The organism is Alteromonas macleodii ATCC 27126 (assembly GCF_000172635.2).
GTDB lineage: Bacteria > Pseudomonadota > Gammaproteobacteria > Enterobacterales > Alteromonadaceae > Alteromonas > Alteromonas macleodii.
Genome location: NC_018632.1, coordinates 3631217 through 3657823, shown reverse-complemented (window position 1 = coordinate 3657823; position 26607 = coordinate 3631217). Strand labels below are relative to the sequence as shown.

Below are 26607 nucleotides of genomic sequence, written 5' to 3'. Positions count from 1 at the left end.
TCCAACAGAAATTGGCTATCAAGTTGTCTTTAATTTCAAAGGTTTTGAGGTGTTTTTACGTAGAAGAGCCCTGTTTAACTTGTTTTTTAACGCACACTTTTAAAAGCTAAATGTCTTAAGGTGTTGATAAATATAATTAAACTCTGTTACTTGAAAAGTTTACGTTTCTAGGTCGCAAAATTCGTATTAAATAGATATTTATCGTTTTGATAAAAATATAAATATAACAATATCTCTCCTAAAAATGAGGGAAGACAGTACGGTTTAAGACCATTCCCTTAGTGCGAAAAGCCGATGAAACTTCCCTTGCTGTTATGCTATGTAAATTGGAACTTATTAAGTGAAACGTCAGACAGGCTTAACTAGGTTTTGAACAAAAAATGCGCTGGTGGCTTTCGGCTTTTAGTGGTAGACTCCGCGCGCAATTTGTAAGAGTAAACACCTACGTTCTTTTCTTGATGTCAAACACCAATAAGCCAAGTTGGCAATGGCGTATCTCTTTAGGTTTTCCCAGTAATCTATAACCCCCACGGTTAGCAATAAAGCACTAACGCTTATACCTTTGCGGTATGCAATTTTTTATAAATACCTATGACAGGAGTTTATTAATGTCATTTACCCAATTAGGGCTCGCTGAACCCTTGTTAAAAGCTATTGAAAAACGAGGATTTAGTACACCATCACCAATCCAGGAAAAGGCAATACCAGAAGTATTGCAAGGAAAGGATGTGTTGGCAGCTGCGCAAACGGGAACAGGGAAAACTGCAGGATTTGGACTTCCTATTTTACAGAGATTGATGGAAGGACAACCTGTATCTGGCAACAATGTTCGGGCACTTATCTTAACACCCACGCGAGAACTTGCTGCTCAGGTAGAAGAAAGCATCAGAGCGTTCAGCGAGTTTTTGCCGTTAAAAACTGCCGTGGTATTTGGTGGTGTAGGGATTAATCCTCAAATGATGAAGCTGCGTAAAGGTGTGGATGTGTTAATTGCTACGCCTGGACGATTACTTGACCTCTACCAGCAAAACGCTGTTAAGTTTTCTCAGCTTGAAGTGTTGGTATTGGATGAAGCCGACAGAATGCTTGATATGGGCTTTATTCACGACATTAGGAGAGTATTGAAGCTATTGCCACAAGAGCGTCAAAGCTTACTGTTTTCAGCCACGTTTTCTGATGAAATCACTGCACTGGCGAAAACAATAACGCGCAACCCTGTGAGTATTTCAACCGCGCCAGCCAATACCACGGTAGAAGCGGTTCAACAGCACTTAGTGACCATTGATAAATCTAAAAAGACGACCGCGCTTATTTGTCTGATCAAACAGCAAAAGTGGGAGCAGGTGTTAGTGTTTAGCCGCACGAAACACGGTGCTAACCGTATTGCAGAAAAGCTAACTCGGTCAAAAATTCCAAGTGCCGCGATTCACGGTAATAAAAGCCAAGGAGCGAGAACTAAAGCGCTTGCTGACTTTAAAAATGGCGCAATTAAAGTGCTGGTAGCCACCGATATTGCAGCACGCGGCATCGACATTAGTGAATTGCCTATCGTTGTAAACCTAGACTTACCCAATACGGCTGCTGATTATGTTCACCGAATTGGTCGTACAGGGCGCGCAGGCGCTAGTGGACAGGCTTGGTCATTTGTATGTGCTGAAGAACTGCAAAACCTGAAAGATATTGAGACACTGATTCAAAAACTGCTTCCTCGTGAAACGTTGGAAGGTTTCGAGCCTCAGCAAGCCGTGCCTGTTACCACGCTTTCTAAGCCTAAAAAGCCCAAGAAGCCGAAAAAGCCGAAAGCACCACAAGGTGAGAGCGGCAGCGAAGGTAAACGAAGTGGCGAGAATAAAAAGTCGGGTCAACGTCAAGGCAACCGTAGCGGAAATGGTAATCCGCGCGCAGGTAAATCGGATTCGCGCAACAATAGCGGTGGAAAGCCTGCAGGTCGAAGACGCTCAGGAAGTGAAGGAAGTGCCGCTAAACGACCAGCTAAGCGCAGAAGTAATCCGTCAAATAGCACCACTAATAATACGGCGTCAAACAGGGCAAAAGCGTAAACAGTTGAACTGCGCTTCATAAAACCGAGTTTATTAAAAAAGGGCCGTTGGAAAGGCCCTTTTACGAACATTTTAAATCTCGCTGAGTGGGTAATGAATTATGTTCCCACGAAAACGGATTGTAGTGTCGCAATGCTGGCGTGGTGTTGACTCCGTTGCCATTCTCAGAATCTAACGTAAGCTCGGCGCGCTTTATCAGCGTTTTTTGCAGTTCAGTGCGAAACCCTTTGGTCTCTTTCCATAGCTCGTTAAGCCCTTGTGGGGTATTACCTTGTAAATCTAGCGCAAGTAGCGGACCGAGTTTGTCATAAGCGCTTTGTAATCTGAGTGCTTGCTCTTTATTGTAAGCTTCTTCTTCATCTGTCGCTTCCCAGTTAATAAACGGGGCTTTTTGCGCAGTTGTCATTGCAGGAAAGCGAGAGAAATACTGAATGTACTCCGATAAGGGGATGCTGTCAGCGCGCCCCCATATATCCATTGACGTTCTGTTTAACAATGCGCTGGTTTTAGGTTCAACCACCATTACTGTTGGTGTGGCGTAATAAATGGGGTAGTCAAATCGCTCGGTTATATTTCTTCTGTCTTCAAGTGTTCCCACATCAACAAATACGGTTTCATAATGAGCGCGTAGAATAAGGTCCATTTCCTTTGTCGCAAAACGCTCAGCTAAGCCAGTACTGTCGTGGCACCACTGAGCACCCAGAACAACCAAAAGTAATTTGCTTTGTTCCACAGCTCGCTGCTGTGCATTGACCACATCTTGATAGGGTGATGCAGACGGAGCGTAAGTGTAAGGACTTTCATTTTGAGTACTTACACAGCCATTTAACGTGGTGAAAGTGGCAATTAGGACAGCAATGTTCAGGCACTGTCTAAAAAAACGGGCTCGGCGAGTAATGAAATTTTTTTGCATACGGTTATCAAAATAGTAGTTAAATCAACAGCAATGTAGCATAAAAAGGATGCAGCGACGCACCTAAAACGCAGTAGAGTAACTTAAGCACTGTAGGGCAAAGTCAGGCAAACTCGGGTGCCTGTTGGTTTGTTCTGGGAAATATCAAACTCACCATTTATCAACTTTGCGCGTTCTCTCATCGACAGCAGGCCGAGTGTGGGTTCAGCGTTTGCTAGTTGGGCAATATGCTCAGGGATGCCGCCGCCGTCGTCAGTAACGATAAATACGGCACTGTGTTGCGCATAGTTGATATCAATGCTGAGCGACGTCGCATTGGCATATTTTATACTGTTTGTCACCGCTTCCTGCACAATTCGATAGATATGTATTTTCTGGTCTGAATCGAACGGTACTGGCGTGCCGCTAACGTTAAACGAATAGTTTATGTTTGCGCGCTTGAGCGTGGTAATAATCTCTGAACGTTGGATCACGCTTTCAATGGGAAGTGTATCAATACCGGACGGACGTAATCCCCCTAAGCTTTTCTTCATTGCGTGGTATAGAGCATCTATTTTATTGAGCATCATGTCGTTGTCGCTTTCTCTGCTATCTAGCGACAGTTGAAGTTTCAAATCGACTATGCGGTGACCAAAGTCGTCGTGTAAATCCCGCGATAAGCGCTTTCGTTCATCTTCTTGCACTACCACTAATTGACTGGCCAGTGCTTGGGCGCTTTGCACCGATACTTCAAGATCCTCGTTTTTCTTCGCAAGCTTCATATTCAGCAAGGTAGATTGGTTAATTGAAGCACCTAAAATGAGGCAACTTGTACATGATGCTAAGATGTAAAACTGATGCTCAATGGGAGGAAGTGCGCTCTGGCTTGCCACCACGAACGCAGTAATACCTATGAGTAAACACGAAAACGCACTGCCAACTATGGCATAGCGATACGATAAAAAGAGCGCGGGGAAAACCGCTAGATACTTAACCTGATAGCTGATGTTAATTTGTTGGAAGTAGGCATAGCTGCTCAGCATCAGCAAAACCAGCCAAGCGATTGTTGTAAGGTACAGTACTAAGTGACTCTTAGGGATAGATGGCCGTTTATATAATGCGAAAAGAAAAGGACAAAGAACAACAATTCCTACAAAGTCACCTAATGAAAAATCAAACAAAATAGAAAGAAAAACCTCTATGCCTGTTTGCAGTTCAATAGCCCTTCTGCCCAAAAATACCGCCCCAAGAGCAACACTTATAAGAACACCAAAAGCCAACGTGGCAAGGGTGCTGGAAACATTGTCTATATAAGGTGCGCTAAAGCGACGTCTGAATAAATAAACGCAGGTGCAAATTACCGCAGGTGACAGCACTAAATGGACTAAGTACCAACCTATGGTTCCACTTAAAAACGCCGTGTTGTCGAGAATGCCACCGGGGTGAAATAAAATGAAGTGGGTTGATTTTTCTGCGATGAGTAGCAGTGGCCAGCTGTAAATTGGCAGTAGTAAAAACGCCGCTAGGCGAACTCCAGCAGGCAAATACCAGCTCACCGTACCTGAAATAATTTCAAATTGGGTGCTGAACAACCACACGCCGTGAAATAGCGCGGTATAACCTAATCCCATTAGTAAATAGGTAACGTTGAAATACCGCGTTAAATTCATCAATTTGCTTTGACTAGCGTGTCGTCGTAGATAACGTCAGAAACGTCGAGGTACCCAGTTTCTAACGCAATTCTAAGTAAACCAAATTGGGAGGTTACATTGAGTTTCTTGTAAATATTAGTTCTGTGAACCATCACTGTTTTCGGGGCAGTATCTATGTAGTAAGCAATCTGTTTTGGCTGGAATCCTTTTGCTAACAGTAAGAAAATTTCCTTTTCCCTTTCAGTAAGGATAGAGGTTAGCTGTTTATCACCGAAAGCTAACTTTTTACTAATATCTGTGCTTAGATAATTCTCGTCTTTTTCTAGAGCTTCCAACGCGTCCATTAACTCTTTGGTGGCAGCATTCTTTGTAACGTAGCCATCGGCGCCGAGTTCAAGCGCTTTACTGATATAGCCAACATGATCATACATGCTCAGCATTAAGCACTTTATAAACGGCGCGTCTTTCTTGATTTTTACTAGTGTGTCGAAACCACTTTCCTGTGCTAACGAGATATCTAGAATGGCAACGTCAATATCGTCTAACGTAGCGAAGGAGGGAAGAGCATCCAGAGAGCTTACTGCGTAAGAAACATGCCAGCCATACTCTTGCTCGATGAGTGTTTTAATGCCATCCCTTACAATTTCGTGATCGTCAATAATGAGTATGTGCATGAAAAAATGCTTATTATCTCTTAATGCATCAAGTGTACGTTGTATTTGGCTTATAGTGAATAAGCCGATGGCTTAGACTGGTGCTCTCTTTAATTCTCAGAATAAAAAAAGCCGGCCTATCCTTGGCCGGCAATTGCTTAACTCTTAACTGTTCAGCGTATCATTCGCCAACTGTCACGAAGAGCGCGTCAGCGATACGCAAACTACATTAAAGGTTTACAGACACTGGTGCAGAGCATGCAGAGGTTTCGTCACAAACCATATAAGTATACTCACCAGGTTGAACGCCTCTGCTTCTATCGCGATAACGTCCAGTGTTGCTTACTTCTTCAAGTAGCTCACCGTTGCGATAAATCATTACAGTATCGGCCATCGAGCCACTATATGATAAATCTACGCGTAACGAACCGAATCGAGACAGCATAGCGCGGTCAATCTCGGCAACAATGTTGCTATCTGAAACTGATACGGTTTCTGTTGATACGCCAGTTTGGCCTTCAGAGTCGGTAACCGTAAGGGTTACGTCATAGGCGCCAGTGCTCGCGTAAACATGCGTTGGGTTCTCTTCCGTTGAAGTAGAGCCATCGCCAAAGTCCCAGCTATAGCTGACAATGTCGTCATTAACGTCGTTACTGTTATTAGTAAAGCTTACTGATAATCCTGAAGCGTCATAGGTAAACGCAGAGTTAGGCGGTGTTGGGCCTACTTCACCAATACCGGTCACTACAAGGCTCCATGTGTTAACAGTGCCGTTGTCACCGTTGAACGTATCAAGCACGTTCAAGGTCCAATCGCCTGTTGCTACTTCGCCGTTAAAGGCATCAGAGTTATAGCTCTCAACGATATCATCTGTAGCGCCACCTTGATTCTGACGAAGAACGGTGGTCGTACCCTGAGGAGAGGTCAGTGATAGTACGAGATCTCCGCTATAGGTGTGTGTGATATTTACCGACGCCTGCATACCGAATACGGTTAAGTCGTCAGGAACGTTAATCACTAGGTCCACGCCGACATCGTCTGGATCTTCTTCATTCGGTAACGTAGGTACAGCATCACCAGAATACGCGTAAGGGAATTCGTTTAGCCCTTGAGGGTAAACATAAAGATTCGCTGATTTAGATTTCTCAATATCACCGCTTACACCGTTCACCGTAAAGCTGTATGGACCCCAAGGCGTATCTTCAGATGTCTCTACGGTCAGTGTTACCGTATCGCCAGGCATTGCCGAGCTTGCACTTAAAGACGCGATATCACTTGGCTCTGCAAGCGATAGCTGTACTTCTTCTTCGTAGCCAGCAATTGAACCAACTTCAATAGTGAAGGTGTAGGTCTCACCCGCTTCAATTTCAGCTGAACCAGGTGTAATGCCCAGTTTAAAACCTGGAGTTGGATCCGCTTCTTCAAGTGCGTTAAGTACATTTAGGCGGTTGCCAGATACGGTGCGACCATCAGCCCATAGGCTAGTTTCACCTGTAGACATTAACAGCTCTTTCATTTCAGATGGCGTAAGTTCTGGGTTTAGCGACCACACAAGTGCTGCTGCACCCGCAACATGTGGCGTTGCCATTGACGTGCCTGAGTATGCCGCATAGCCGTTACCTGGTACTGTAGATAGGATAGCTGTACCCGGCGCCGCGATGTCTACGGTTTCAATACCGTATGAGTAGCCGCTGTCTCCGTCAGTACGAGTGTGGCTAGCAACTGCGAGCAGACTGTTTGTTGTAGTGACATAGTTAGACGGGTAGTTATCTACGTTGTCGTTGTTTGAACCAGAGTTACCTGCCGCAGCAACAAACAAAATACCCGCTTGGCCAGCTTCTTCAATAGCAGTTTCTAGCGCTTCACTATAGCCGCCGCCACCCCAGCTGTTGTTGGTAGCTTTAATATTGATGCCGCGGTTCTCTTTAAGGTCGGTGAAGTAATCGATACATTCAATAGCGCCAGCGGTTGAACCGCCGTCAGGACCTAAGAATTTACATGCAGCGATTGACACGTCATGGTTTACACCGACTACGCCAATTCCGTTTCCGCCCACAGCGCCAATTGTCCCGGCCACATGCGTACCGTGAGAATCGTCGTCCATAGGATCAGAATCGCCGTTAAAGGCATCGATACCGTAAACATCGTCAATATAACCGTTGCCGTCATCATCAATACCGTTTCCAGCAATTTCACCTGGGTTAACCCATGCGTTATCTGCAAGGTCTTCATGATTGTAGTCAACACCCGTATCGATAACACCGATGACCACATCGCTATCACCGGTTGTTATATCCCATGCTTCTGGTGCGTCAATATCCACATCTGCAGTACCGCCGGCTTGACCGGTGTTATTCAAACCCCATAGGTCACCATAAGAAGGATCGTTAGGTACCAGGGCTTTGCGGTACAAGAAGTTTGGCTCGGCGATTTTAACCGCAGGATTTTTCTTTAAGATTTCTATGGCGTCTTTTACAGACTTGCCACGAAGTTCCAGTTTGGCAATGCGACCATTTAAAAGGTTAGAGAAGCGATCATCTACTTCATCACGGTTTGCGTCACTAATTCGTGCACCTACCGAAGAGCGAGCGCGCATCTTTTCCGCTTTGCTTACATTTTCTTTGTACACAACGATAACGCTATCGTCGAAAATTTCGGCTTTTGCGGCGTGTGCATGACTAGATACCATTAGCGGTAGAAGGGCTAATGACAGTGCTGAAAGGCCTGTTTTAAAAGGCTTTGTTTTCATAATTAGATTCCATAATTAGCAATAATGCTTTAATCACAGAACCTTCTCGTTCGGTCTGATATAACTAACGGTTAAAACTTATAACGCAAATTTAAAAACCTGCCACCCCTAACAGTAAAATTTGCTCAAAAATACTACTTAACCACTAGGAAAAAGTGAGAAGAGAAGCCCAAAGTGGTACTTAATTACTATGATTTTTGACAGGTAGTTCAGATCTCTATGTCTTAGGGGCGCGCTGTAGCAATACCCGTTAAAAGACCCTACAAAAACTAGGTGGTCTTACCAATAATTACTCGGTGCGTGAATTTTCGTCAAATCTAGCACTATGGTATTACCCATTATAAATAACTTGCTGATTTAACGTGTGCTAACTGTATTTGACCTGTAATAAATACAACTTATTGGTGATGGATTCTCGCCGTCTTAAGGAGTGTTATAGAGGGGTCACCTTTGTTGTTAATCAAGGAAGCAGTCGTTCTCATGGACAAGAAGCTAAAGGTTAAAAAGAGCCAATTTGCTAATAACGCTAAGGCATGTAGAGCCGTTGCGTTGGCAGCCATTACGGGGTGCAGTCTTCTAGCCGTAAATCTTCCTGCTTATGCTCAACAGTCCGACTTATCAACAAGCTCAGACATGGTGGAATCTTCTCTTTCAATGAGTCTGAATGCTCAAGCTATAACGATAGACGATGAAACGGTCTTCATCGCTGTTAGTCAGTTTGGGCTAAATAACATAACTAACATTATCCAAAGCGGCAACGGCGCCAACCTATCGAATGTTGTTCAAAACGGCAGTAATAACGAAGCTCTGATCACACAGCTGGGTGAGGGGAACGTGGTTAATTTACTGCAGCAAAACAACAATAACTATTTCGAGATTATTCAAGATGGGTTCGACAATGTAGCCAATGTTAATCAATTGGGTGAACAGTCTTTTACTGTTTACCAGATAGGGAACGAAATGGTGATTAACATCACACAATATCAAGAATGATGTGATTGCCATAGGGAGACAAATGTGAAAATGAAAAAAACAAAAATAGCGAGTGCATTGCTTTTAGTAGCAGCGACAGGGTGGGCATCGGCTCAGGAAGTTCCAGCGAGTAAGACAGTTGATTTCAGTGCTTCCGCAGATTTTATTGCTGCAGCTGAAGGCAATGAAATTACGCTAACCCAAACGGCACCAGAGGGAAATGAGGTAGGTAATGAATCTATTTTAAGTCAGGAAGGTGACTTAAATGCAATCTTTGTAGAAGTAACGGGTGACGCAAACGAAGTACTAGCTTCGCAAATGCAGTCAGGTAATACCTTCTTTGCAAGTGTCACAGGTAACGGCAACTTCTTAGAATCTGAGCAAGATAGTTTAAATAGTACAGCCGATGTCGTTGTCGAAGGTGACGATAACACAGTTTCACTTGTTCAATTAGGTGATGGCGGCCCTATCGGTTTTATTTTTAATCGCTCAATAAATAGCATTTCGGGCAGTGGAAACACGTTGTCAGTGTATCAGGGTGATGGTGGTAACTGGGCTAATAATGCCATTGCGGGTAACGACAATACGGTATTTGTTGATCAAAGTGGTGACTGGCACGAATCGTATGTTCGCGAGCTAAGCGGTGATGCAAACGTTATCGATGTTATTCAAGACGGCTATTACAACGTGTCTGATTTAACCGTTGTCGGCTCAGAAAACGAAGTTGAAATTGACCAAGATGGCGACCAGAACGCTGTGGGTTGGAGCATGGTTGGCGACGGTAATGTGCTAGAGTTTGAACAAGATGGAGATGGCAACGAGATTACCACAGGAGTATTTGAAGGCTCTGGCAATGAAGTTAATATCGATCAAATCGGTGACGTTAACTTAGCTACCGTAGAAACTATCGGCGGACAAGCGAATACGTTCGAAATTAACCAAGTGGGCGAAGGCAACACGGCTTATGCTGGCGTAATTGGCTTATTCAACGAGTTTGATTTAACTCAGGTAGGTGATGCCAATGAAATCAGCACAGTTAATTTCGATGGCCTGTTTAACACCGTTGAAATTGAGCAAGATGGCGATGCCAACTTGGCGTTAGCACAAGCTGGTATTGGTGATGCAACTTACTACGCTGATGGCAACATCATTGAAATGTCTCAAGAGGGTGTTGAAAATACGGCATCGGTTGAGTTGGCAAGCAACGTTACATCAAGCTACAACGAAATTATGGTTTCGCAAACGGGCGAGCTTAACTTACTAGACCTATTGGTTAACGGTGACGACAATATTGTTAGTGTTATGCAAGAAGGCGTAGGAAACTGGGTAACAGACGACGCAGGTGGTCAGTTCGTTATTTCTGGTGATATGAATACATTTGAAGTTACGCAAATGGGTAACGATAACTTAGTTACAGGTAGTATCACTGGCAACGGCGGCACAGTAAGTGTTACGCAGGTTGGTGACTACAACGTAGCTACCGTTGTTCAGATGTAAACCTACAGATGTAAAAGTGAGTAGCCGGGCGTTTGCCCGGCTATATTCAGTAAAATGAAGTACTTGTATTGTTTCTCTCTTATCACACTGCTTTTTAGTGTGTTCTTTTCTCCGATTCACGCAGAAGAAATTCGGCTAGGTGGACTGTTGCTCGATAACAGTATTAGCCGCCAAGGCCACGAATTTGCCTCTCGCATTAGCCAATACTGGCGAGAAGTCCCAGACAGTTCGGGTAAGAACCTTGTTGTTAAAGAAATTATTGTGCCACAAGCGGGTACTCTTCTTTCGGTGATTTACGACAATAGAGTGGTTTATCAAACGTACATGGGGCGTAGACAAGTACCGTTAGATGAAAAAGTACAGCAAGCCATCATGTTAGTTTTAGACGCGGTGGCAAACGCGAGTATAGACAGTAGAAGCCCAGATTTAGCAGGGGACGAATGGTAATGAAAAAAGGGATATTGATAGCAGCCTTAATCGCGACTGGCTCGTGGACTTCAGCTAGTGTGAAAGCAACAGAGTTGGTGTATGAACCGATCAACCCGTCATTCGGTGGTAATCCACTTAACGGATCATTTTTATTAAGTAAGGCGAATTCACAAAACGCTCATACAGCGCCTTACAGCGAGCGCTCCTATGACGAACGCCTTCAAGAATCACTCGAACGCGCCTATATCAATCGTATAGTCCGCGAAATCACAGACATCGCATTCGGTGAACAAGAATATGATGAAGATGGAAACCCGATAGACAGCATATTCAATCAGGATAGTATTTTTGTTAGTGGTGACTTTCAGGTAGAACTAATAACGAGTAATCCTGACAGCATTGTTGTGAACATTACTAACTTACTGACAGGTGAGGTTACTGTCGTTGAAATTCCACGGTTTGGGTAGGGAAACACATGAGAAGTACCGTTTTTTTAATAGTGGCCATGGCGCTTGCAGGATGCCAGTCCATCACTAATACGCTGCCGCCAGATACAACGGCCGCTGATGTAATTAAAGACAGTGCCACATTGTCTGAAGTAAAAAGCTTGCCAGCGCCTATGGGACAAATTCCGGTTTCTGTATATGCGTTTAGAGACCAGACCGGGCAATATAAACCTAGCACTGGGGCAAGTTCGTTTTCTACTGCGGTGACTCAAGGCGCAACCTCTATTCTTGTTCAGACCTTAAGCGAGACATCCTGGTTTTTACCTGTGGAGCGTGAAGGGCTGCAGAACATTCTTACCGAACGCAAAATAATTAGAGCCGACGAAAGCAGCGGAGGCGATTTGCCGCCACTCACGACAGCGAGAATTATTATAGAAGGTGGGATAATTAGCTACGATACCAACATTCGTACCGGCGGCGCTGGCGTAGAGTACTTTGGCATTGGAGCGAGTGAGCTGTTTAGGGAAGATCAAATCTCAATTTACATGCGTGCAGTTGACGTGAGAACAGGTCAAGTATTGGTGTCGGTTTCAACATCTAAGAAAGTACTAAGCCAGGAGGTGAGAGCAGGCCTGTTTAGGTATGTTTCGCTTAAGCGTTTGCTTGAAGCAGAAACGGGCTACACGACTAATGAACCCATGTTCGAGTGCGTTAAACAAAGTATAGAAAAAGCGGTGACTGAGTTGGTGTTACAAGGAATGGAGAAAGGCGTATGGCGCGCAAAAGCGTAAGCGCCATACGCAATTAAATTCAATGGGTTATCAGTTTAGATGCTTACTTGTTGTGGTTGGCTAAACTGATGATCGAACCACTTTATAAGTTCAACGCGATTTCGGCAGTCCGTCTTTCTAAATATGCTGTAAACGTGAGTTTTCACCGTATTTACGCTGATGTGTAAGCAGTCTGCAATCTCCTGATTTTGGGCACCATCTGCAATTTTGCGTGTGATGGCCAATTCCCTCTTGGTCAGCACAGTATGTGACGATTGAAGTGCAGCAACGGGTTTTGCTTTAGATACTAAATTGGCATCAATATAGCGACTCATAATCTCGCGACTGAACCATTTGTTGCCCGCCTGAACTTGTTGAACACCGCGAACCAGAAGTTCTAAGCTATCTTCAATATGGAAAATACCATTAATACCATGTTGCAGTGCCGCATAATGAAAATCGACGTCAGACTCTGGCACGTTGAAAATGACTTTGTTCAACTCTGGGTTATCGTTGACTACAGGCAAGTTGAGCATAGCGGCAGAGTCACAATACTGCGCATCGATAAAGAAGGTATAGGTGTTATTAAGCACGCTTCGAGGTGGATGAATCGCACCGGTTGTGACGACAAATCCACATGACGGCAAAATACTTAGGAATCGTTCGTAAGCCCCATCCCTTCTAGTATTTTCTGAAAAACTTTTTCTTGTTAAAACGAACGCTTGATGTGACATGAAAGCTCCTTTTCGTGTCTATCAACCTTACGAACTATACATTGGCTTTACAATACTCCTCTGGTCTAACTTGCTCCTCCAAAGCGTAACAAAATGTAACAGTGAAAAACGCCTGTAAGTTTTGCTTAAATGCTAGAGCCTCTAAGTGTTCAACGAATTAAATATAAGTAAATTATCTCGATAAAAGCGGCTTGCCCCCTTTGTTAATAATGGTGTTAGTGTATAGTTCAACACCAAGTCATTCCTTCCATTATTTCAACACACAGAGAGAACCATGACCGTAAACGTTGACACTCAGTCTTTGATTGCATCAATGCGCGATGTAGTAGGGCAGGCCTATTTGTTAACTGATAAAGCGAAGAAGCAGCCTTACACTAAAGGGTTTCGTTTTGGCGCGGGCGAAGCGCTTGCGGTAGTGCGCCCAGGAACGCTTGTCGAAATTTGGCGCGTGCTTAAGCTGTGTGTTGAAGCCGACGTTGCGGTTATTATGCAGGCGGCCAATACAGGGTTAACGGGCGGCTCTACGCCAGATGGTAAAGATTACGACAGGCCTCTCGTTATTATCAGTACTATGCGTATTGATGATATTCAGTTAGTTGACGACGGAAGGCAAATCGTTGGCTTGGCTGGGAGTACCTTGTTTGGATTGGAAGAGACGCTTGCGCCTTATGGTCGCGAACCTCACTCTGTGATTGGTTCTTCATGTATTGGCGCATCGATCGTGGGGGGAATATGTAACAATTCAGGTGGTGCTTTGGTCAAGCGAGGCCCTGCCTATACTGAATTAGCGCTTTTTGCCCAAATCGACGCTAATGGCAATCTATCTTTGGTAAACAATCTGGGGATTAACCTAGGTAGTGAGCCAGAAGAAATTCTGAATAATCTTGAGAACAAACGTTACAAAGAAGCTGACGTTCAGCACCCTGACGCTCGTGCATCAGACAACGAGTATGATGAACGAGTTCGAGACGTTGATTCAGACACACCTTCGCGCTTCAACAATGACGGCAGAAGACTTCATGAAGCTTCAGGCTGCGCGGGTAAGCTTGCCGTGTTCGCAGTGAGGCTAGACACCTTTCCTATTCCTGAGAAAAAACAGGTATTTTATGTGGGGTCTAACGACGCCGCTGTGTTTACCAAAGTGCGTCGCGACATACTTTCTACTTTCAAGAACTTGCCTGACTCGGGTGAGTACCTTCACCGAGATTGCTACGACGTATCAAAGAAATACGGTAAAGATATGTTTATCGTTATCAGCAAGCTTGGCGCCAAATTTATTCCTAAGCTGTTTGCATTTAAGCGCAAATTTGACGCATTTACTGACAAGCTGGGCTTCTTACCCAACAAAATGTCAGATCGCGTTATGCAGTATATGAGCTACGTTTTTCCTAACCACTTGCCTAAGCGAATGGAAGAGTACAGAGACAAGTATCAGCATCATTGGATATTGGAGATGAGCAACGACGGGGTAGATGAGGCCAAAGCCTACCTTGATGCTTTCTTTAAAACCAATGAAGGTAGTTATTTTGAGTGTACAGAAGAAGAAGCTGATAAGGCTATTTTGCATCGCTTTGTTGCTGGTGGCGCGATAGGTCGTTACCACGTGATGCACAGCAAAGACGTGGGCGCTATGATGACCATCGATGTTGCACTTCGCCGTAACGATCCTGACTGGTTTGAAGTGCTGCCTAGAGAAATAGACGACCAGATAGACACGAAACTGTATTACGGCCATTTATTCTGCCACGTAATGCACCAGAATTACGTGTTGAAAAAAGGGGCGGATGCCAAATTGTTAAAGGGTAAAATTCTGGAAACTTTTGATGCGAGAAGCGCTGAATACCCAGCAGAGCACAATGTGGGACACGAGTACTTTGCAAAAGATGCGCTGAAGAACTTTTACCGAGAATTAGACCCCACCAATAGTTTTAACCCGGGAATAGGCAAAACCACCAAACTTAAAAACTGGGCTGAGCATGATGGAAGTTGTTGTGGTGGGCATCATTAAGCGCAAATAACACTTCCAGCCACTTGTGCATTGATAAAAGAGCCGTAAAAAATGCAGTGACCCCCATTAGTTGGACTATCCAATTACTGGGGGTCTTTTTAGTGGCCTTGGTGCCAGCGATACTAAGAAGCGAGAGAGTCGAGGTTAAGTTCACTGACTGATTTTGCGCCGCATAGTGTCATCGCGACATGCATTTCCTGTTTGTACAGATCGAGTAAGTTCTCTACCCCTTGTTGGCCTTCAGCAGCAAGTGCATAAATAAAAGAGCGCCCTAGTAAAGTACAATCGGCACCTAACGCCAGCATTCTCACCACGTCCAAGCCGTTACGAATACCTGAGTCTACGAAAATACTTAGATCGCCTTTCACCGCGCTAGCAATCGCTGGAAGAGCCTTAGCGGTAGAAAGCACGCCATCTAGCTGACGACCGCCGTGATTGGATACTACAATGCCTTCTGCGCCAAAACTCAGGGCATCTTTGGCATCTTGTTCAGTTAAAATGCCTTTGATAATCATTGGGCCGTCCCAAAACTCTCTGATCCATTCTAAGTCTTTCCAACTGATAGACGGATCGAAATTGGCGCCCAACCAGCCAATATAGTCTTCCAACTGGGTCGGTTCGCCACGATAAGTAGAAATGTTGCCAAGATCATGAGGCTTACCGAATACGCCTACATCAAATGCCCAACGAGGATGGGTCATCGCTTGCAGTACGCGACGGCTTGCAGCAAATGGCCCACTCATACCGGAGTGTTTATCGCGATAGCGAGCCCCTGGTACAGGCATATCTACGGTAAAGACCAACGTTGTTACACCCGCTGCTTTGGCGCGCTCCAGAACATTCTTCATAAAGCCGCGATCGCGAAGCACATAGAGCTGAAACCACATTGGACGTTCAATGGCTGGTGCGACTTCTTCAATAGGACATACTGACACCGTCGACATGGTAAACGGGATGCCTTTGTTTGCTGCCGCTTTAGCGGCTTGCACTTCACCACGTCGCGCATACATTCCGGTTAATCCCACGGGAGCAAGGGCAATAGGTAAAGCCAATTGTTCACCAAAGACCGTTGTAGAAAGGTCAAGCGACGACATATTTCTCAGCACTTGCTGCTTTAATGCAATGTCAGCCAAGTCAGTTTCATTGCGTTTAAGTGTATGCTCTCGATAGGCACCACCATCAATGTAGTGAAATAGGAACGGCGGTAATATTTTTTGCGCAGCGCGTCGATAATCAGTCGGCGATGAAATAATCATGTCTTTAATCGATTGTAATTAACTTGATAAAAATATAACGTTTCTCGCCTTAGGGATATACGGCAACAATGAAATTTATCTTTTCCAAAAGTGAAGTAATAACGTGAGAGCAGACGATTTAATTCTCTTTGCACAAATTGCGGAGATGGGCAGTTTTAGCAAAGTGGCAGAGGCGAACAACATTACCAACTCGGTAGTCAGTAAGCGAATAGCAAAGCTTGAAAAAGAGCTGGGAACGCAGCTTTTGTATCGCACTACTCGCAAACTCACGCTTACCGAAGCGGGTCAAGCTTTGAAGCAAGGCGCCATGAATGTAAAGGCGTCCACGCAGGAAGCTATCGACACAATTTCTGGATACAGTGAACAAATATCCGGGCACATTAAAATGTCGGTTCCAACGATTTCGGGCGATTTACTGTTAGCCGATGCGGTAGCTGAGTTTTGTACACTTCATCCAGGGTTAAGCGTTGATATGTCTCTAGATAATCGATTTGTAAATCTAGTCGAGGAAGGGTTTGATCTTGTTATTCGAACGGGATATTTGGAAGACTCAAGTCTGATCGCGCGGCACTTTTTAGATTCCCATTGGGTGGTTTGCACATCGCCGGATTACATTAGACGAAAAGGCAGGCCCAAAGCACCAGAGGATTTGAGCTTTCACAACTGTTTGTTGTATTCCTACCACACATCCGGCGCAAGGGAGTGGGAGTTTACGTCGTCTCAAGGCAGTTACACCATCACCGTAGATGGCGCATTTTCAAGTGACAATGCAGGGGCGCTTCGCAAAGCAGCTCTTGCTGGTAGAGGTATTGCCTACGTACCTAAATGTTTGGTATTCGAAGATTTATGTAATGGAACACTGGTCGATTTGTTTCCAGAGCGGGTAGGTAAGGTGTTAGGCGTTTATGCCGTTTATCCTTACAGCCGCCAGCCATCTCGAAAAATTAAGCTGTTAATTGAACATATCAGGCAGCGCTATTTATCTATGTCTGATTATTTTTGATACGCTAGCGGCAATCAAGCCCTTTAATCTCTTGTTCCAAAGCAGGTCGTTGCCGCTTGGAGCGTCTTAATTACTTGAAATCACGGTCTGTAGCGCCAAGAAAAGAATATATCTGGGTAATTATCTGAACCAAAGCAAATCCTCACTAGTAGAAAAAAACAGCTTTTAAGTTTTCGCAGGGTTTCAACTTTCCTGTCAGTGAAAAGGGATTTGCTATGAAAGGCCAAGTAAACAACTCCACCATTCTTCTTCCTGTATTTCTCCCCGCCGTCGTCATTATTTTGCTTCTGGTGATCGGAACCATCAGCAACCCCGAACTTGCCGGCGAGGCCTTCGATAGTACATTGGCATGGATTACAGAAACCTTTGGTTGGTTTTACATGTTGTCGGTCGCTATCTTTTTGGTATTCATTGTATCGGTAGCATCATCTAGCTGGGGAAACATAAAGTTGGGGCCCGATCATGCAGAGCCTCAATATAGCTTTCCCGAATGGTTTTCTATGTTGTTCTCAGCAGGCTACGGCGTAGCGCTGCTCTACTTTGGCGTAGCAGAGCCTGTTCTACACTATTCTTCACCGCCTGCAGGAGCAGCTGAAACTGTTGATGCGGCGAAACAAGCCATGCAAATCGCATTTTTTCATTGGGGCTTTCACATCTGGGCGATCTACGGGCTAGTCGGTTTGGTTCTTGCCTATTTTGCTTTTCGACATGGCTTGCCCTTGTCTATCCGTTCGGCTTTGTATCCGCTGATAGGGGATAAAATTTATGGCCCTATGGGTCATGCGGTAGATGTATTCGCCATTCTCGGTACATTATTTGGTATCGCCACTACACTCGGACTATCCGTTACACAGATCAATGCGGGGCTTAACTATCTTTCTGGCGATATCCCCATTGATATCATGGTGCAGGTAGGCACCATTGCTATCGTAACCATGGCCGCAACAATATCGGTTATCGCGGGCATGGATAAGGGCATTAAAAGGCTATCAATTCTTAATATGGTTCTGGCTGTATCGCTTATGAGTACCGTTTTTATCTTCGGAGAAACGGTTCATATTTTAGAAACCTTTTTACAGAACACAGGAAGTTATATCAACGGCATCATTGAACGTACCTTTAATCTTCAGGCCTACAGTCGCAGCGATTGGATTGGGAACTGGACGCTGTTTATTTTTGGCTGGACCATCGCTTGGGCGCCGTTTGTAGGCATGTTTATCGCCAAAATAAGTCGAGGCAGAACCATTAGGCAGTTTGTTTTTGGTGTAATGCTTGTGCCTACCATGTTCACTTTCCTTTGGTTTTCCGTGTTTGGCGACACCGCGCTAAATGCCATTATGAACCAAGGTGTTACCACACTCATTAGCGATGTGCAGGAAAACGAAGCGGTTGCGTTGTTCAAACTTTATGATTTGCTACCTGGCGCGTCAATCATGTCAGGCTTGACCGTGTTATTGATCATTACGTTCTTCGTGACGTCATCAGATTCTGGGTCGTTGGTTATCGATTCTCTTGCTTCTGGTGGTAAAGAAGAAAGCCCGGTTTGGCAGCGTATCTTCTGGGCGTGTCTGGAAGGAACCGTTGCTGCAGTGTTGCTGTTGGCTGGCGGGCTGAATGCCCTGCAAACGATGACCATTGCGAGCGCCTTACCATTCGCCTTCATTATGCTAGCGTCTGTAGCAGGTCTATGGCGTGCGCTAGTCATTGAAGGCTACCGAAACAACAGTTTGAAGGCGAATACGCTTAATAGAAACCACGGTCGCTCGACTAGCCTAAAAGGCCGACTCGCAGCAATGGTAGATTACCCAAGCCGAAATGAGGTGCATGAGTTTATTGATAAAACTGTGATTGCAGCGATGAAAGACGTACAGGCTGCTTTGAAAGCGCGAGAGTGGGAGGCGTTTGTTAAGCTTGATGAGGAAACGGGAAGGGCCACCTTCACTGTTGAGCGTCACGATCACATGGACTTTATCTACGATATTCGTATGACTGAATATTTAGTGCCAGGGTTTAGCTACGCAGAGCTGCGTTCAGAAGAAGACGAGTCGGAAAAATATTTTCGCGCTGAAGTGTTCCTTCGCCGCGGAGGGCAAGCTTACGATATTTACGGATATGACAAAGAGAGTATTACTAAGGACATCTTAGATCAGTTCGAAAGTTATCTGCACTTCCTCGATACCAGCCCAGGCGAACTGCCTTGGGAAATGGATGCGTATGATGACATGTTGACGCAGCCTAAAGAGTAAACAATCCGCAGGGGGTTAGGTAGAAGGGAAAGCAAGGCTGCTTTCCCTTATTTATCCCCTAATTAATTACTTACTTAGAAGTAGTTAGCAATTTGGTTAATAACCGCATTTACTGCGCGGTAAGCATTAGATTCGTTTTCAACGCCACAGGCTTGGCCATTACAGCCTGACCAGTAAGGGTCAGAGAAATAGTCTAGCTGGGTGGCACTACCGAATGCCTGAGGATAGGCCATGATAGTTGAGAAGTTATTATCAACGCCGTGACCGATACCATCATTATATACACCGCCTACTGAACCTTGGCGAACAGAGTGGCCTAAGCCCATGTTGTGACCGAGTTCATGAACAAATGTGGACAGACCGCAATCAACGGCGCTAATGCTGTACATGCGGCTTTGCGAGCTAGAATACAGTGTACCGTTGTTGCCTTGACCTACCCAGCCAATGCCGCACACGTAACCCACTAGCTGACCGCCTTCATAAATGTTTTCACGATTACCTAAAAGCACAACCATGTCTGCGCCGTTTGAAGATCGTGCGTTTTGCACACCACTGCTATCAGTTAACAAGTCTAGCGCACTTTCGGTAGGTTGAAGGTCACTAGATGTAGCAGCAGATGACTGAGCGCCCACTAAACGCAACTGTAGATCTACCGCATTATTTTGATAAACACGGTTGGCGTGTGAGATGTATTGGTTAATTTTAGTGTCGATATTAGACACATTGTTTGCAGCAGGTTGGGTGTAAAGCACCATTACATCGATGGTGGCTGCTGTTACTGATGTTGCACAAAGCAGTGAAACTGCCATTGCCGTTAAACACTTAAATGTGTGTTTCATTTTTATTTCCTTCTTGTTGTTTTATTTGAGCTTGTTGAATTTCCTGTGAAGCTCAACAGGCACTAGGGGATTAGTTTTGGCCGAGATCGAAGACTTCTTCAGCGTTGTCGTCGCTAAGCGGGCGTTCGCTGTCGGGTTCACGTTCGATGTGGTTTTGCATCATTGAAGACTTTGGTGCGATCCACGCGTATTTATCATTGCCTTCAAGCACAAACACGTCGCGAGGCGTGGCTAAGTTTCCGTAGGTGGCGTTTTCGCCAAGCGTTATAACAGCGGCGTAGAGAGAGCCCGCACCTGGGATGTGGGCCTCTACGGTACGATCGCCGTTTGGATGAGTGACAACGTGATCAACTTCACCGGTGTAACTGCCACCGAACTGTGGGATGTATAAATCGAGATACTCGCCAACTTCTACCGTCATTAATTCTTCACGATCAAGCTCAATGTAAGCTTCATCGGTTACGTCAGCGGGAATATAGCCTTCTGCTTCAAGTACCTTTTTGCCATCTTCTGATGTTGTCCAGACGATGGTGTCTTTCTCTGATTTACCGTTAGTAGTAGTTGTAGCCTGAGCTTTTAGCTCGGCTTCATTTTTTGGTTTGAAGTTATCGACACCTGTCGATAACACTTTGCCGTTTCGTTGCCTTTCAACAGCGTTTTCTTTACCAACAGGTTTTGTCTCAGCATTCGCCGCTGCTACCTCTTTTTTGCCCGAGGGGGCTGTATCGATAAAGGCGAAAATACAACCAATAGTTACAATTGCCGTCGAAGCGGCAACAATACGCTTTTTCATAGTGTGTTCCTTTTATTTTTACTTACTGAATTTAGGAAATTGAACGTTAGAAATTAGCGACACTCTGTTTCTCAAAGCGCGCTCTAAGTGAGCGATATAGAGAACCAATGTGTTTAGTGAAATTGCTTAGTGAATTAAGTAAGTCATTAAAACGTATAATATTTTTACGGTCATAAAAGTATCGCTTCGCATAAGGGGGTATAAAATTTAGCCCTTTAATGCAGTGTAAATTTCTTAGGCTAAATACGGGACTGCAAGATGTAGACCGAACGCCGAATTGGCTCGTTTTAACCATGTGAGTGAGAACGAATAAGCCACCTAAAAATGGCTTCTGGATGATGAAAAGGGAACACTAAATAACAAAGGAACAATTCCGCTTGGTAAGGGAGCTAGCGAGGTAGCAACAGCGCAAAAACAAGCGAGATAGGTAGGGAAATGATAAAAAAAGAGCGAGTAAAATCCTTTACTCGCTCAGTAAGAAGGCCACCTTTTCTGAGGGAAAGTAGCCGTCGGAGAACTGTTGGTTTTCTCTTACGCTAATCGGTTGATTATTGAAGAGAAATCCATCCCTGCATTGCCTTCTTCGCAATGCATTTCAAACCACTTTGCAGCAAGCTCACCCATAGGTACTTGCGCGTTGACGCCCTTCGCGCCCTGCATGGCCAGCCCCAAGTCTTTGAGCATAAGCGCAGAAGCGAAACCGCCAGCAAAATCGTTATCAGCAGGGCTTTGTGGCCCTACACCTTTTACAGGGCAGTAGGTGGTCATTGACCATGTCTGTCCCGAGGCATTTGAAGCGATATCGAAGAACACTTGCGCATCTAAGCCAAGTTTTTGTGCCAGCTGGAAGCTTTCACACGTCGCAATCATGGTCGCGCCAAGTAACATGTTGTTACAAATCTTTGCTGCTTGTCCCGCGCCATGGCCGCCCGCATGAACGATTTTTTTGCCCATTGCGCTAAGCACACCATGGGCTTTGTCAAAGGCATCAGCGTCGCCACCCACCATAAACGTGAGTGTGCCGCCCGCAGCCGCTGCAACACCACCAGAAACCGGCGCATCCAGCATTTTAAGGCCTTTTTTTTCTGCCAATTCTGACACACTCTTCGCCGTCTCTACGTCGATGGTGGAGCAATCAATAAGCAAGGTGCCTTCGCGGACAGAAGCCAAGATCTGATTTGAATAGATATCTTTTACGTGCTTGCCTGCTGGTAACATAGTGATAACGATGTCGGCCTCAGCAGCAGCTTGCTCGGTACTTTGCGCAATAGTGCAGCCTGCTTCTTTGGCTTTGGCCAGTGCCGCTTCGCTTAAGTCAAAAGCCAATACGTTGTAATCGTTCTTAACCAGGTTATCTGCCATCCCTGAGCCCATATTACCTAGGCCAATAAATGCAACTGTGGTCATAATAGTCTCCTCACTTAGCCCATGGTTGGAATAACAAAGGCGTTGTCGTTCGTATCTGAGCCATCAGGCCAGCGCTGCGTAATGGTCTTAACCTTGGTCCAGAATTTCACCCCTTCCATACCGTGCTGGTTGGTATCACCAAATGCAGAGCGCTTCCAGCCCCCAAAGGTGTGGTAAGCAACTGGCACAGGAATAGGTACATTAATCCCTACCATGCCCACGTTTACACGTTGCGCAAATTCGCGCGCCGCATGGCCGTTACGGGTGTACATAGCAACGCCATTACCGTATTGGTGGTCACTTGCTAAGTTAACTGCTTCGTTGAAATCTTTCGCGCGTACCATTTGAAGCACTGGACCAAAAATCTCCTCTTGGTATGAGCGCATGTCTTTGGTCACGTGGTCGAAGAACGTTGGGCCGATGAAGTAGCCTTGACTGTCGTCTGGGATCTGACTGGTTCTGCCGTCGTAAACAAGCTCAGCACCTTCTTCTATGCAAAGGTCGATATAGCCTTCAACGCGCTCTTTGTGAGCAGCAGTAACCACAGGGCCATAATGAGCGTTAGGATCTTCACTATGACTTACCATAATGTCTTTAATAGCCGGAATAAGTTTGGCTTTCAGTTTCTCAGCGGTTTCATCGCCCACTGGAACGACAACCGGTAGCGCCATACAGCGTTCACCGGCACTGCCGTATGCAGCACCAACTAAGTCGGTTACCACCTGATCTAAATCAGCATCAGGCATTACAATGCCATGGTTTTTCGCGCCGCCCATAGCTTGAACGCGCTTACCTGCACGAGCGCCACGCTCGTACACGTAATTAGCGATGTCAGAAGAGCCTACAAAGCTCACCGCTTTAATAGTTTGATGATCTAAAATACCATCAACCACTTCTTTGTTACCGTGAACAACGTTAAGTACACCTGCAGGAAGGCCTGCTTCAATCATAAGCTTTGCCAGTTCAACAGGTACTGACGGATCGCGCTCTGATGGCTTTAAAATGAACGCGTTACCGCAGGCAATTGCCACACCGAACATCCACATTGGGATCATGGCCGGGAAGTTAAATGGCGTAATGCCTGCCACTACACCAAGTGCTTGGCGCATGGAGTACACATCGATTCCTGGGCCTGCGCCTTCGGTATACTCACCTTTTTGCGCATGAGGGATACCACAGGCAAACTCGATAACTTCAAGGCCACGCTGAATATCACCTTGCGCATCAACCAACACTTTACCGTGCTCGCTTGATAATAGTGCCGCCAAGCGCTCGCGGTTTGCTTCAACCAACTCTTTAAACTTGAACATAACACGAGCGCGTCGTTGAGGATTTGTTGCTGCCCACTCAACCTGTGCAGCTTGGGCTGTTTCAATTGCATAGGCCAAAGTTGAAGTGTTAGCCAAGCTTACTTCAGCCTGAACTTCACCTGTGTTGGGCGCAAATACCGACGCGGTATTTTCGCTGCTATCCTCAAAATCTTTACCTGCAATAAAGTGAACAATCTTTCTCATGACATAGCTCCTGTAATTTTTAACAATATTGAAACCTTGTGTTTGCAAAGACAATACATATACTTGCAGTATGGTGCTGTAAAAATGCAGGTGTTTAAGTGAATTGGGACGACATGCGTTTGTTTCTTGGTTTGGCAAGAAATGGTCGTGTAGCTATTGCAGCTAAAGGCTTGAAGGTAGACCCTACGACATTAATTCGTCGTGTAAAAAAACTGGAGGACTCATTAAATTGCAAGTTGTTCGAGCTAACTAAAAAGGGGTATGTGCTTACCACCCATGGCAGTGAGCTAGTTACGTATATTGAAAAAGCAGAGCATTACTTTCTAGAGGCACAAAATGAATTAGGTGATGAACGCTCGCATTTGGCAGGTACGATCAGAGTGAGTGTTTCTGAAGGTTTCGGTAGCTGGTTTTTAGCGCCTTTACTACCCGATTTTAAAAAGCAGTATCCGGGGATCAGTATTGAGCTTGTGGCAACCAGCGGCTTTTTAAACCTGAACAAACGAGAAGCCGATATGGCTATCTTGTTAGAAAAGCCCAGTAAAGGCTTGCTGGTTACACAAAAATTAACTGACTATAACCTCTATCTTTATACCCACCAGTCCCTTATCAGCGACAACGAACCACGAACATTACAAGAGCTCACCGCCTTCAATTTAGTGAGTTACGTGCCCGATTTGGTTTACGCTCCTCAATTAAAGTTCATTGAAGAGACAGCTTTGTCACAATTAAGCGCGCTGCGCAGCACCAGTATTAATGCGCAGTATCAAATGCTTGTAAATGGCGCAGGAGTAGGCATTTTGCCTAAATTTATGGCTGAAACTCAGCCAGGCTTAGTTCGACTCATTGAAAACGAGATTCACATTAAGCGCACATTCTGGCTGGCCACACACAAAGAAACTCATTCTCAAGCACGCTTTCAGGTATTTACAAAATGGCTTACAGATAAAGTTACGCAATACCATTCAAAATTTCTCGACTAAAAAATTAGACGTTTATCTACTGTCTTTTGCAGGGTAAATATGTAAAAAATAGCGTAGCAGCGTCGAAAAACTCGCCACGCATTAATACAAGTGGCTGAATGTGGTCTAGGCTTTAATAAATTAGGCCGACACGTCCTAGGGCCTGTTGACCTTTGGTGTACGAATTTTCTAGATGGCACACAGACCGCTGCAAAAATGTACAACAAAGGTCAACAGGCCCTAGTTAAAAAGACATTGTCTAGCGAACCGTTTGCTAAACCTTGTGTAGATTAATCAAATTATCGTTAAGGCAAGGTTAGTTACTGCCGATAAACGGCATATTACTGTAATTCTCTGTCAGGGAAGGCCCTATGTTCAATAAACACTTAGTGAAAGAAAACGAAGCGCTTCGCGAGGAGCTACATATACTCAAGCAAGTGCGAGATGGCTTGCGCGAAGAAATGATCTTTCTGAATCTTAATGAGCGTGGTGAAATTGAAGCCGTCAACGAGATGTTCGAGAAAGAGCTAGGTTACTCACTCTCTCAAGTGAAAGGGCATCGCTTCTTTGAATTTGTTCCCGAGATTGCCAGAAACACGCCTCACTTTAAAAAGCTGAAAGATTCTATCGAGCAGCGTGTTCATTACTGGGGGGCGATTGAGTTTCTTCGTGAAAATGGTGAAGAAGCGTGGTTAAGGGGCGTAGTTGAACCTATTTTTGACGGAAAAGGGAATATTCACAAATTCTCAGTTAACCTCAACGACCTCACGCGCACTATAGCCAACTCGAAAGAACACGAAGATTTGGTGGCCGCACTACATAAGTCAAATGCAGCGATTGAATTCGATTTGAACGGCAATATTCAAGACGCAAACGAAGCTTTCCTAAAAACCGTTAAGTACAGCCTTAATGACATTAAAGGTCAGCATCATAGAATTTTCTGTGACACTGAGTATGCGAACTCCCGCGAATATAAAACGTTTTGGGAACGACTTGCTCAGGGTGAATTCGTCGCAGGTAGATTCGAACGCTTCGACGCTCACGGCAACACTATTTGGCTGGAAGCCACCTATAACCCGATTTGTGATTCTCACGGTCGTATGTATAAAGTAGTTAAGCTGGCTACTGATATTACTGAGCAGGTGGCACGAGAAAATGCCGTGTCCAGTGCTGCTGATATCGCCTACCGTTCTTCAAACACAACGGATCAAATCGCCACACGAGGAAAGGAAGTCATTAGCGAACTGCTTTCTGAAATGTCTTCGTTGTCGCAGCAAATGGATAGGGCAAAAGAGGGGATTAATGCGTTGGACGCTCAGTCTCAACAAATTGCCACTATTATCGGAAGTATCAGTGCTATTGCCGAACAAACCAACTTGCTTGCTCTAAATGCTGCGATTGAGGCGGCACGTGCTGGCGATCAGGGGCGAGGTTTCGCTGTAGTTGCTGACGAGGTGCGTCAGTTAGCATCGCGTACAACCGAAGCCACAGAAGAAATCATCAATGTGGTTAAACACAACCAGACATTGGCCACCGACGCAGTGAACTTGGTTAATGAAGGTGATGAAAAGGCGCAATCAGGGCTCAACTACGCCAGAGAGGCGGGTGAAGTTATCGAACAAATTCAAGACGGTGCCAAAGAAGTCGTTGATGCAGTAGGCCAATTCAGCAGTCGACTGGGAAGCTAGTAGCACAGAGAAACAGGCTTACCGATAAGTGTAAACT

Annotated in this window: 21 protein-coding genes; 11 read left to right on the top strand and 10 right to left on the bottom strand. The window is 45.1% G+C overall.

The window, feature by feature from the left end; translation table 11 throughout:
- Positions 1-608 precede the first annotated feature (608 nt).
- A complete protein-coding gene (locus MASE_RS15620; RefSeq protein WP_014949479.1) occupies positions 609-2060 on the top strand; it encodes a DEAD/DEAH box helicase in 1452 nt (483 codons plus the stop codon).
- A gap of 61 nt (positions 2061-2121) precedes the next feature.
- Here the strand turns inward: MASE_RS15620 and MASE_RS15615 are convergent, their stop codons facing one another.
- From MASE_RS15615 to MASE_RS15600, 4 genes are all read right to left on the bottom strand, one after another.
- Positions 2122-2973 (bottom strand): thioredoxin family protein, encoded by an 852-nt coding sequence (locus MASE_RS15615; protein ID WP_014950706.1) that lies wholly within the window; start codon positions 2971-2973, stop codon positions 2122-2124.
- 83 nt (positions 2974-3056) lie between these two features.
- Positions 3057-4622, bottom strand: a complete 1566-nt coding sequence (locus MASE_RS15610) for an ATP-binding protein (protein ID WP_014950705.1) — start codon at positions 4620-4622, stop codon at positions 3057-3059.
- Complete coding sequence (locus tag MASE_RS15605) at positions 4622-5278, bottom strand: response regulator transcription factor (RefSeq protein ID WP_014950704.1); 657 nt, start codon at positions 5276-5278, stop codon at positions 4622-4624. The genes MASE_RS15610 and MASE_RS15605 overlap by 1 nt, the downstream gene beginning before the upstream one ends.
- Before the next feature lie 208 nt (positions 5279-5486).
- Positions 5487-8006 carry a S8 family serine peptidase gene (locus MASE_RS15600; RefSeq protein ID WP_014950703.1) on the bottom strand — a complete coding sequence of 840 codons (2520 nt, stop codon included), beginning with the start codon at positions 8004-8006 and terminating at the stop codon, positions 5487-5489.
- A gap of 480 nt (positions 8007-8486) precedes the next feature.
- Between MASE_RS15600 and MASE_RS15595 the strand changes: the two genes are divergently transcribed.
- The 5 genes from MASE_RS15595 to MASE_RS15575 are packed head-to-tail and all read left to right on the top strand — an operon-like array spanning position 8487 to position 12141.
- A complete protein-coding gene (locus MASE_RS15595; protein WP_014950702.1) occupies positions 8487-8999 on the top strand; it encodes a minor curlin subunit CsgB in 513 nt (170 codons plus the stop codon).
- A gap of 30 nt (positions 9000-9029) precedes the next feature.
- On the top strand, positions 9030-10475 hold the full coding sequence (locus MASE_RS15590; RefSeq protein WP_014950701.1) for a curlin: 1446 nt from the start codon (positions 9030-9032) through the stop codon (positions 10473-10475).
- Positions 10476-10529: 54 nt separating this feature from the next.
- A complete protein-coding gene (locus MASE_RS15585) occupies positions 10530-10922 on the top strand; it encodes a CsgE family curli-type amyloid fiber assembly protein (RefSeq protein WP_014950700.1) in 393 nt (130 codons plus the stop codon).
- Complete coding sequence (locus MASE_RS15580) at positions 10922-11371, top strand: curli assembly protein CsgF (RefSeq protein ID WP_014950699.1); 450 nt, start codon at positions 10922-10924, stop codon at positions 11369-11371. Before MASE_RS15585 ends, MASE_RS15580 begins: the two co-directional genes overlap by 1 nt.
- Before the next feature lie 8 nt (positions 11372-11379).
- Complete coding sequence (locus tag MASE_RS15575; protein ID WP_014950698.1) at positions 11380-12141, top strand: CsgG/HfaB family protein; 762 nt, start codon at positions 11380-11382, stop codon at positions 12139-12141.
- 35 nt (positions 12142-12176) lie between these two features.
- Here MASE_RS15575 and MASE_RS15570 read toward each other — a convergent pair whose 3' ends face one another.
- Positions 12177-12854, bottom strand: coding sequence for a helix-turn-helix transcriptional regulator (locus MASE_RS15570; protein WP_014950697.1), 678 nt, complete (start codon positions 12852-12854; stop codon positions 12177-12179).
- 274 nt (positions 12855-13128) lie between these two features.
- On the opposite strand from MASE_RS15570, the gene dld reads away from it, so the two are divergent.
- Positions 13129-14862, top strand: a complete 1734-nt coding sequence (dld, locus tag MASE_RS15565) for a D-lactate dehydrogenase (RefSeq protein WP_014950696.1) — start codon at positions 13129-13131, stop codon at positions 14860-14862.
- A 122-nt stretch (positions 14863-14984) separates the two neighbouring features.
- Here dld and lldD read toward each other — a convergent pair whose 3' ends face one another.
- Complete coding sequence (gene lldD / locus MASE_RS15560) at positions 14985-16118, bottom strand: FMN-dependent L-lactate dehydrogenase LldD (protein WP_014950695.1); 1134 nt, start codon at positions 16116-16118, stop codon at positions 14985-14987.
- A 103-nt stretch (positions 16119-16221) separates the two neighbouring features.
- On the opposite strand from lldD, the gene MASE_RS15555 reads away from it, so the two are divergent.
- Both MASE_RS15555 and MASE_RS15550 read left to right on the top strand, forming a co-directional pair.
- Complete coding sequence (locus MASE_RS15555; protein ID WP_014950694.1) at positions 16222-17121, top strand: LysR family transcriptional regulator; 900 nt, start codon at positions 16222-16224, stop codon at positions 17119-17121.
- Between the two features lie 215 nt (positions 17122-17336).
- Positions 17337-19367 carry a BCCT family transporter gene (locus tag MASE_RS15550; protein ID WP_014950693.1) on the top strand — a complete coding sequence of 677 codons (2031 nt, stop codon included), beginning with the start codon at positions 17337-17339 and terminating at the stop codon, positions 19365-19367.
- A gap of 74 nt (positions 19368-19441) precedes the next feature.
- On the opposite strand, the gene MASE_RS15545 is transcribed toward MASE_RS15550, so the two are convergent.
- The 4 genes from MASE_RS15545 to MASE_RS15530 form a co-directional block, all read right to left on the bottom strand.
- Positions 19442-20206 carry a zinc-dependent metalloprotease family protein gene (locus MASE_RS15545; protein ID WP_014950692.1) on the bottom strand — a complete coding sequence of 255 codons (765 nt, stop codon included), beginning with the start codon at positions 20204-20206 and terminating at the stop codon, positions 19442-19444.
- Between the two features lie 70 nt (positions 20207-20276).
- Positions 20277-20999, bottom strand: coding sequence for a lipocalin/fatty-acid binding family protein (locus MASE_RS15540; protein ID WP_014950691.1), 723 nt, complete (start codon positions 20997-20999; stop codon positions 20277-20279).
- Positions 21000-21530: 531 nt separating this feature from the next.
- Positions 21531-22406 (bottom strand): 3-hydroxyisobutyrate dehydrogenase, encoded by an 876-nt coding sequence (gene mmsB / locus MASE_RS15535; RefSeq protein ID WP_014950690.1) that lies wholly within the window; start codon positions 22404-22406, stop codon positions 21531-21533.
- A 14-nt stretch (positions 22407-22420) separates the two neighbouring features.
- Complete coding sequence (locus tag MASE_RS15530) at positions 22421-23920, bottom strand: CoA-acylating methylmalonate-semialdehyde dehydrogenase (RefSeq protein WP_014950689.1); 1500 nt, start codon at positions 23918-23920, stop codon at positions 22421-22423.
- Between the two features lie 98 nt (positions 23921-24018).
- On the opposite strand from MASE_RS15530, the gene MASE_RS15525 reads away from it, so the two are divergent.
- Together MASE_RS15525 and MASE_RS15520 are read left to right on the top strand one after the other, a co-directional pair.
- On the top strand, positions 24019-24903 hold the full coding sequence (locus tag MASE_RS15525; protein ID WP_014950688.1) for a LysR family transcriptional regulator: 885 nt from the start codon (positions 24019-24021) through the stop codon (positions 24901-24903).
- A gap of 350 nt (positions 24904-25253) precedes the next feature.
- Entirely contained in the window at positions 25254-26570 is a 1317-nt protein-coding gene (locus MASE_RS15520; protein WP_014950687.1) for a methyl-accepting chemotaxis protein, read from the top strand.
- The last annotated feature ends 37 nt before the right edge of the window (positions 26571-26607 follow it).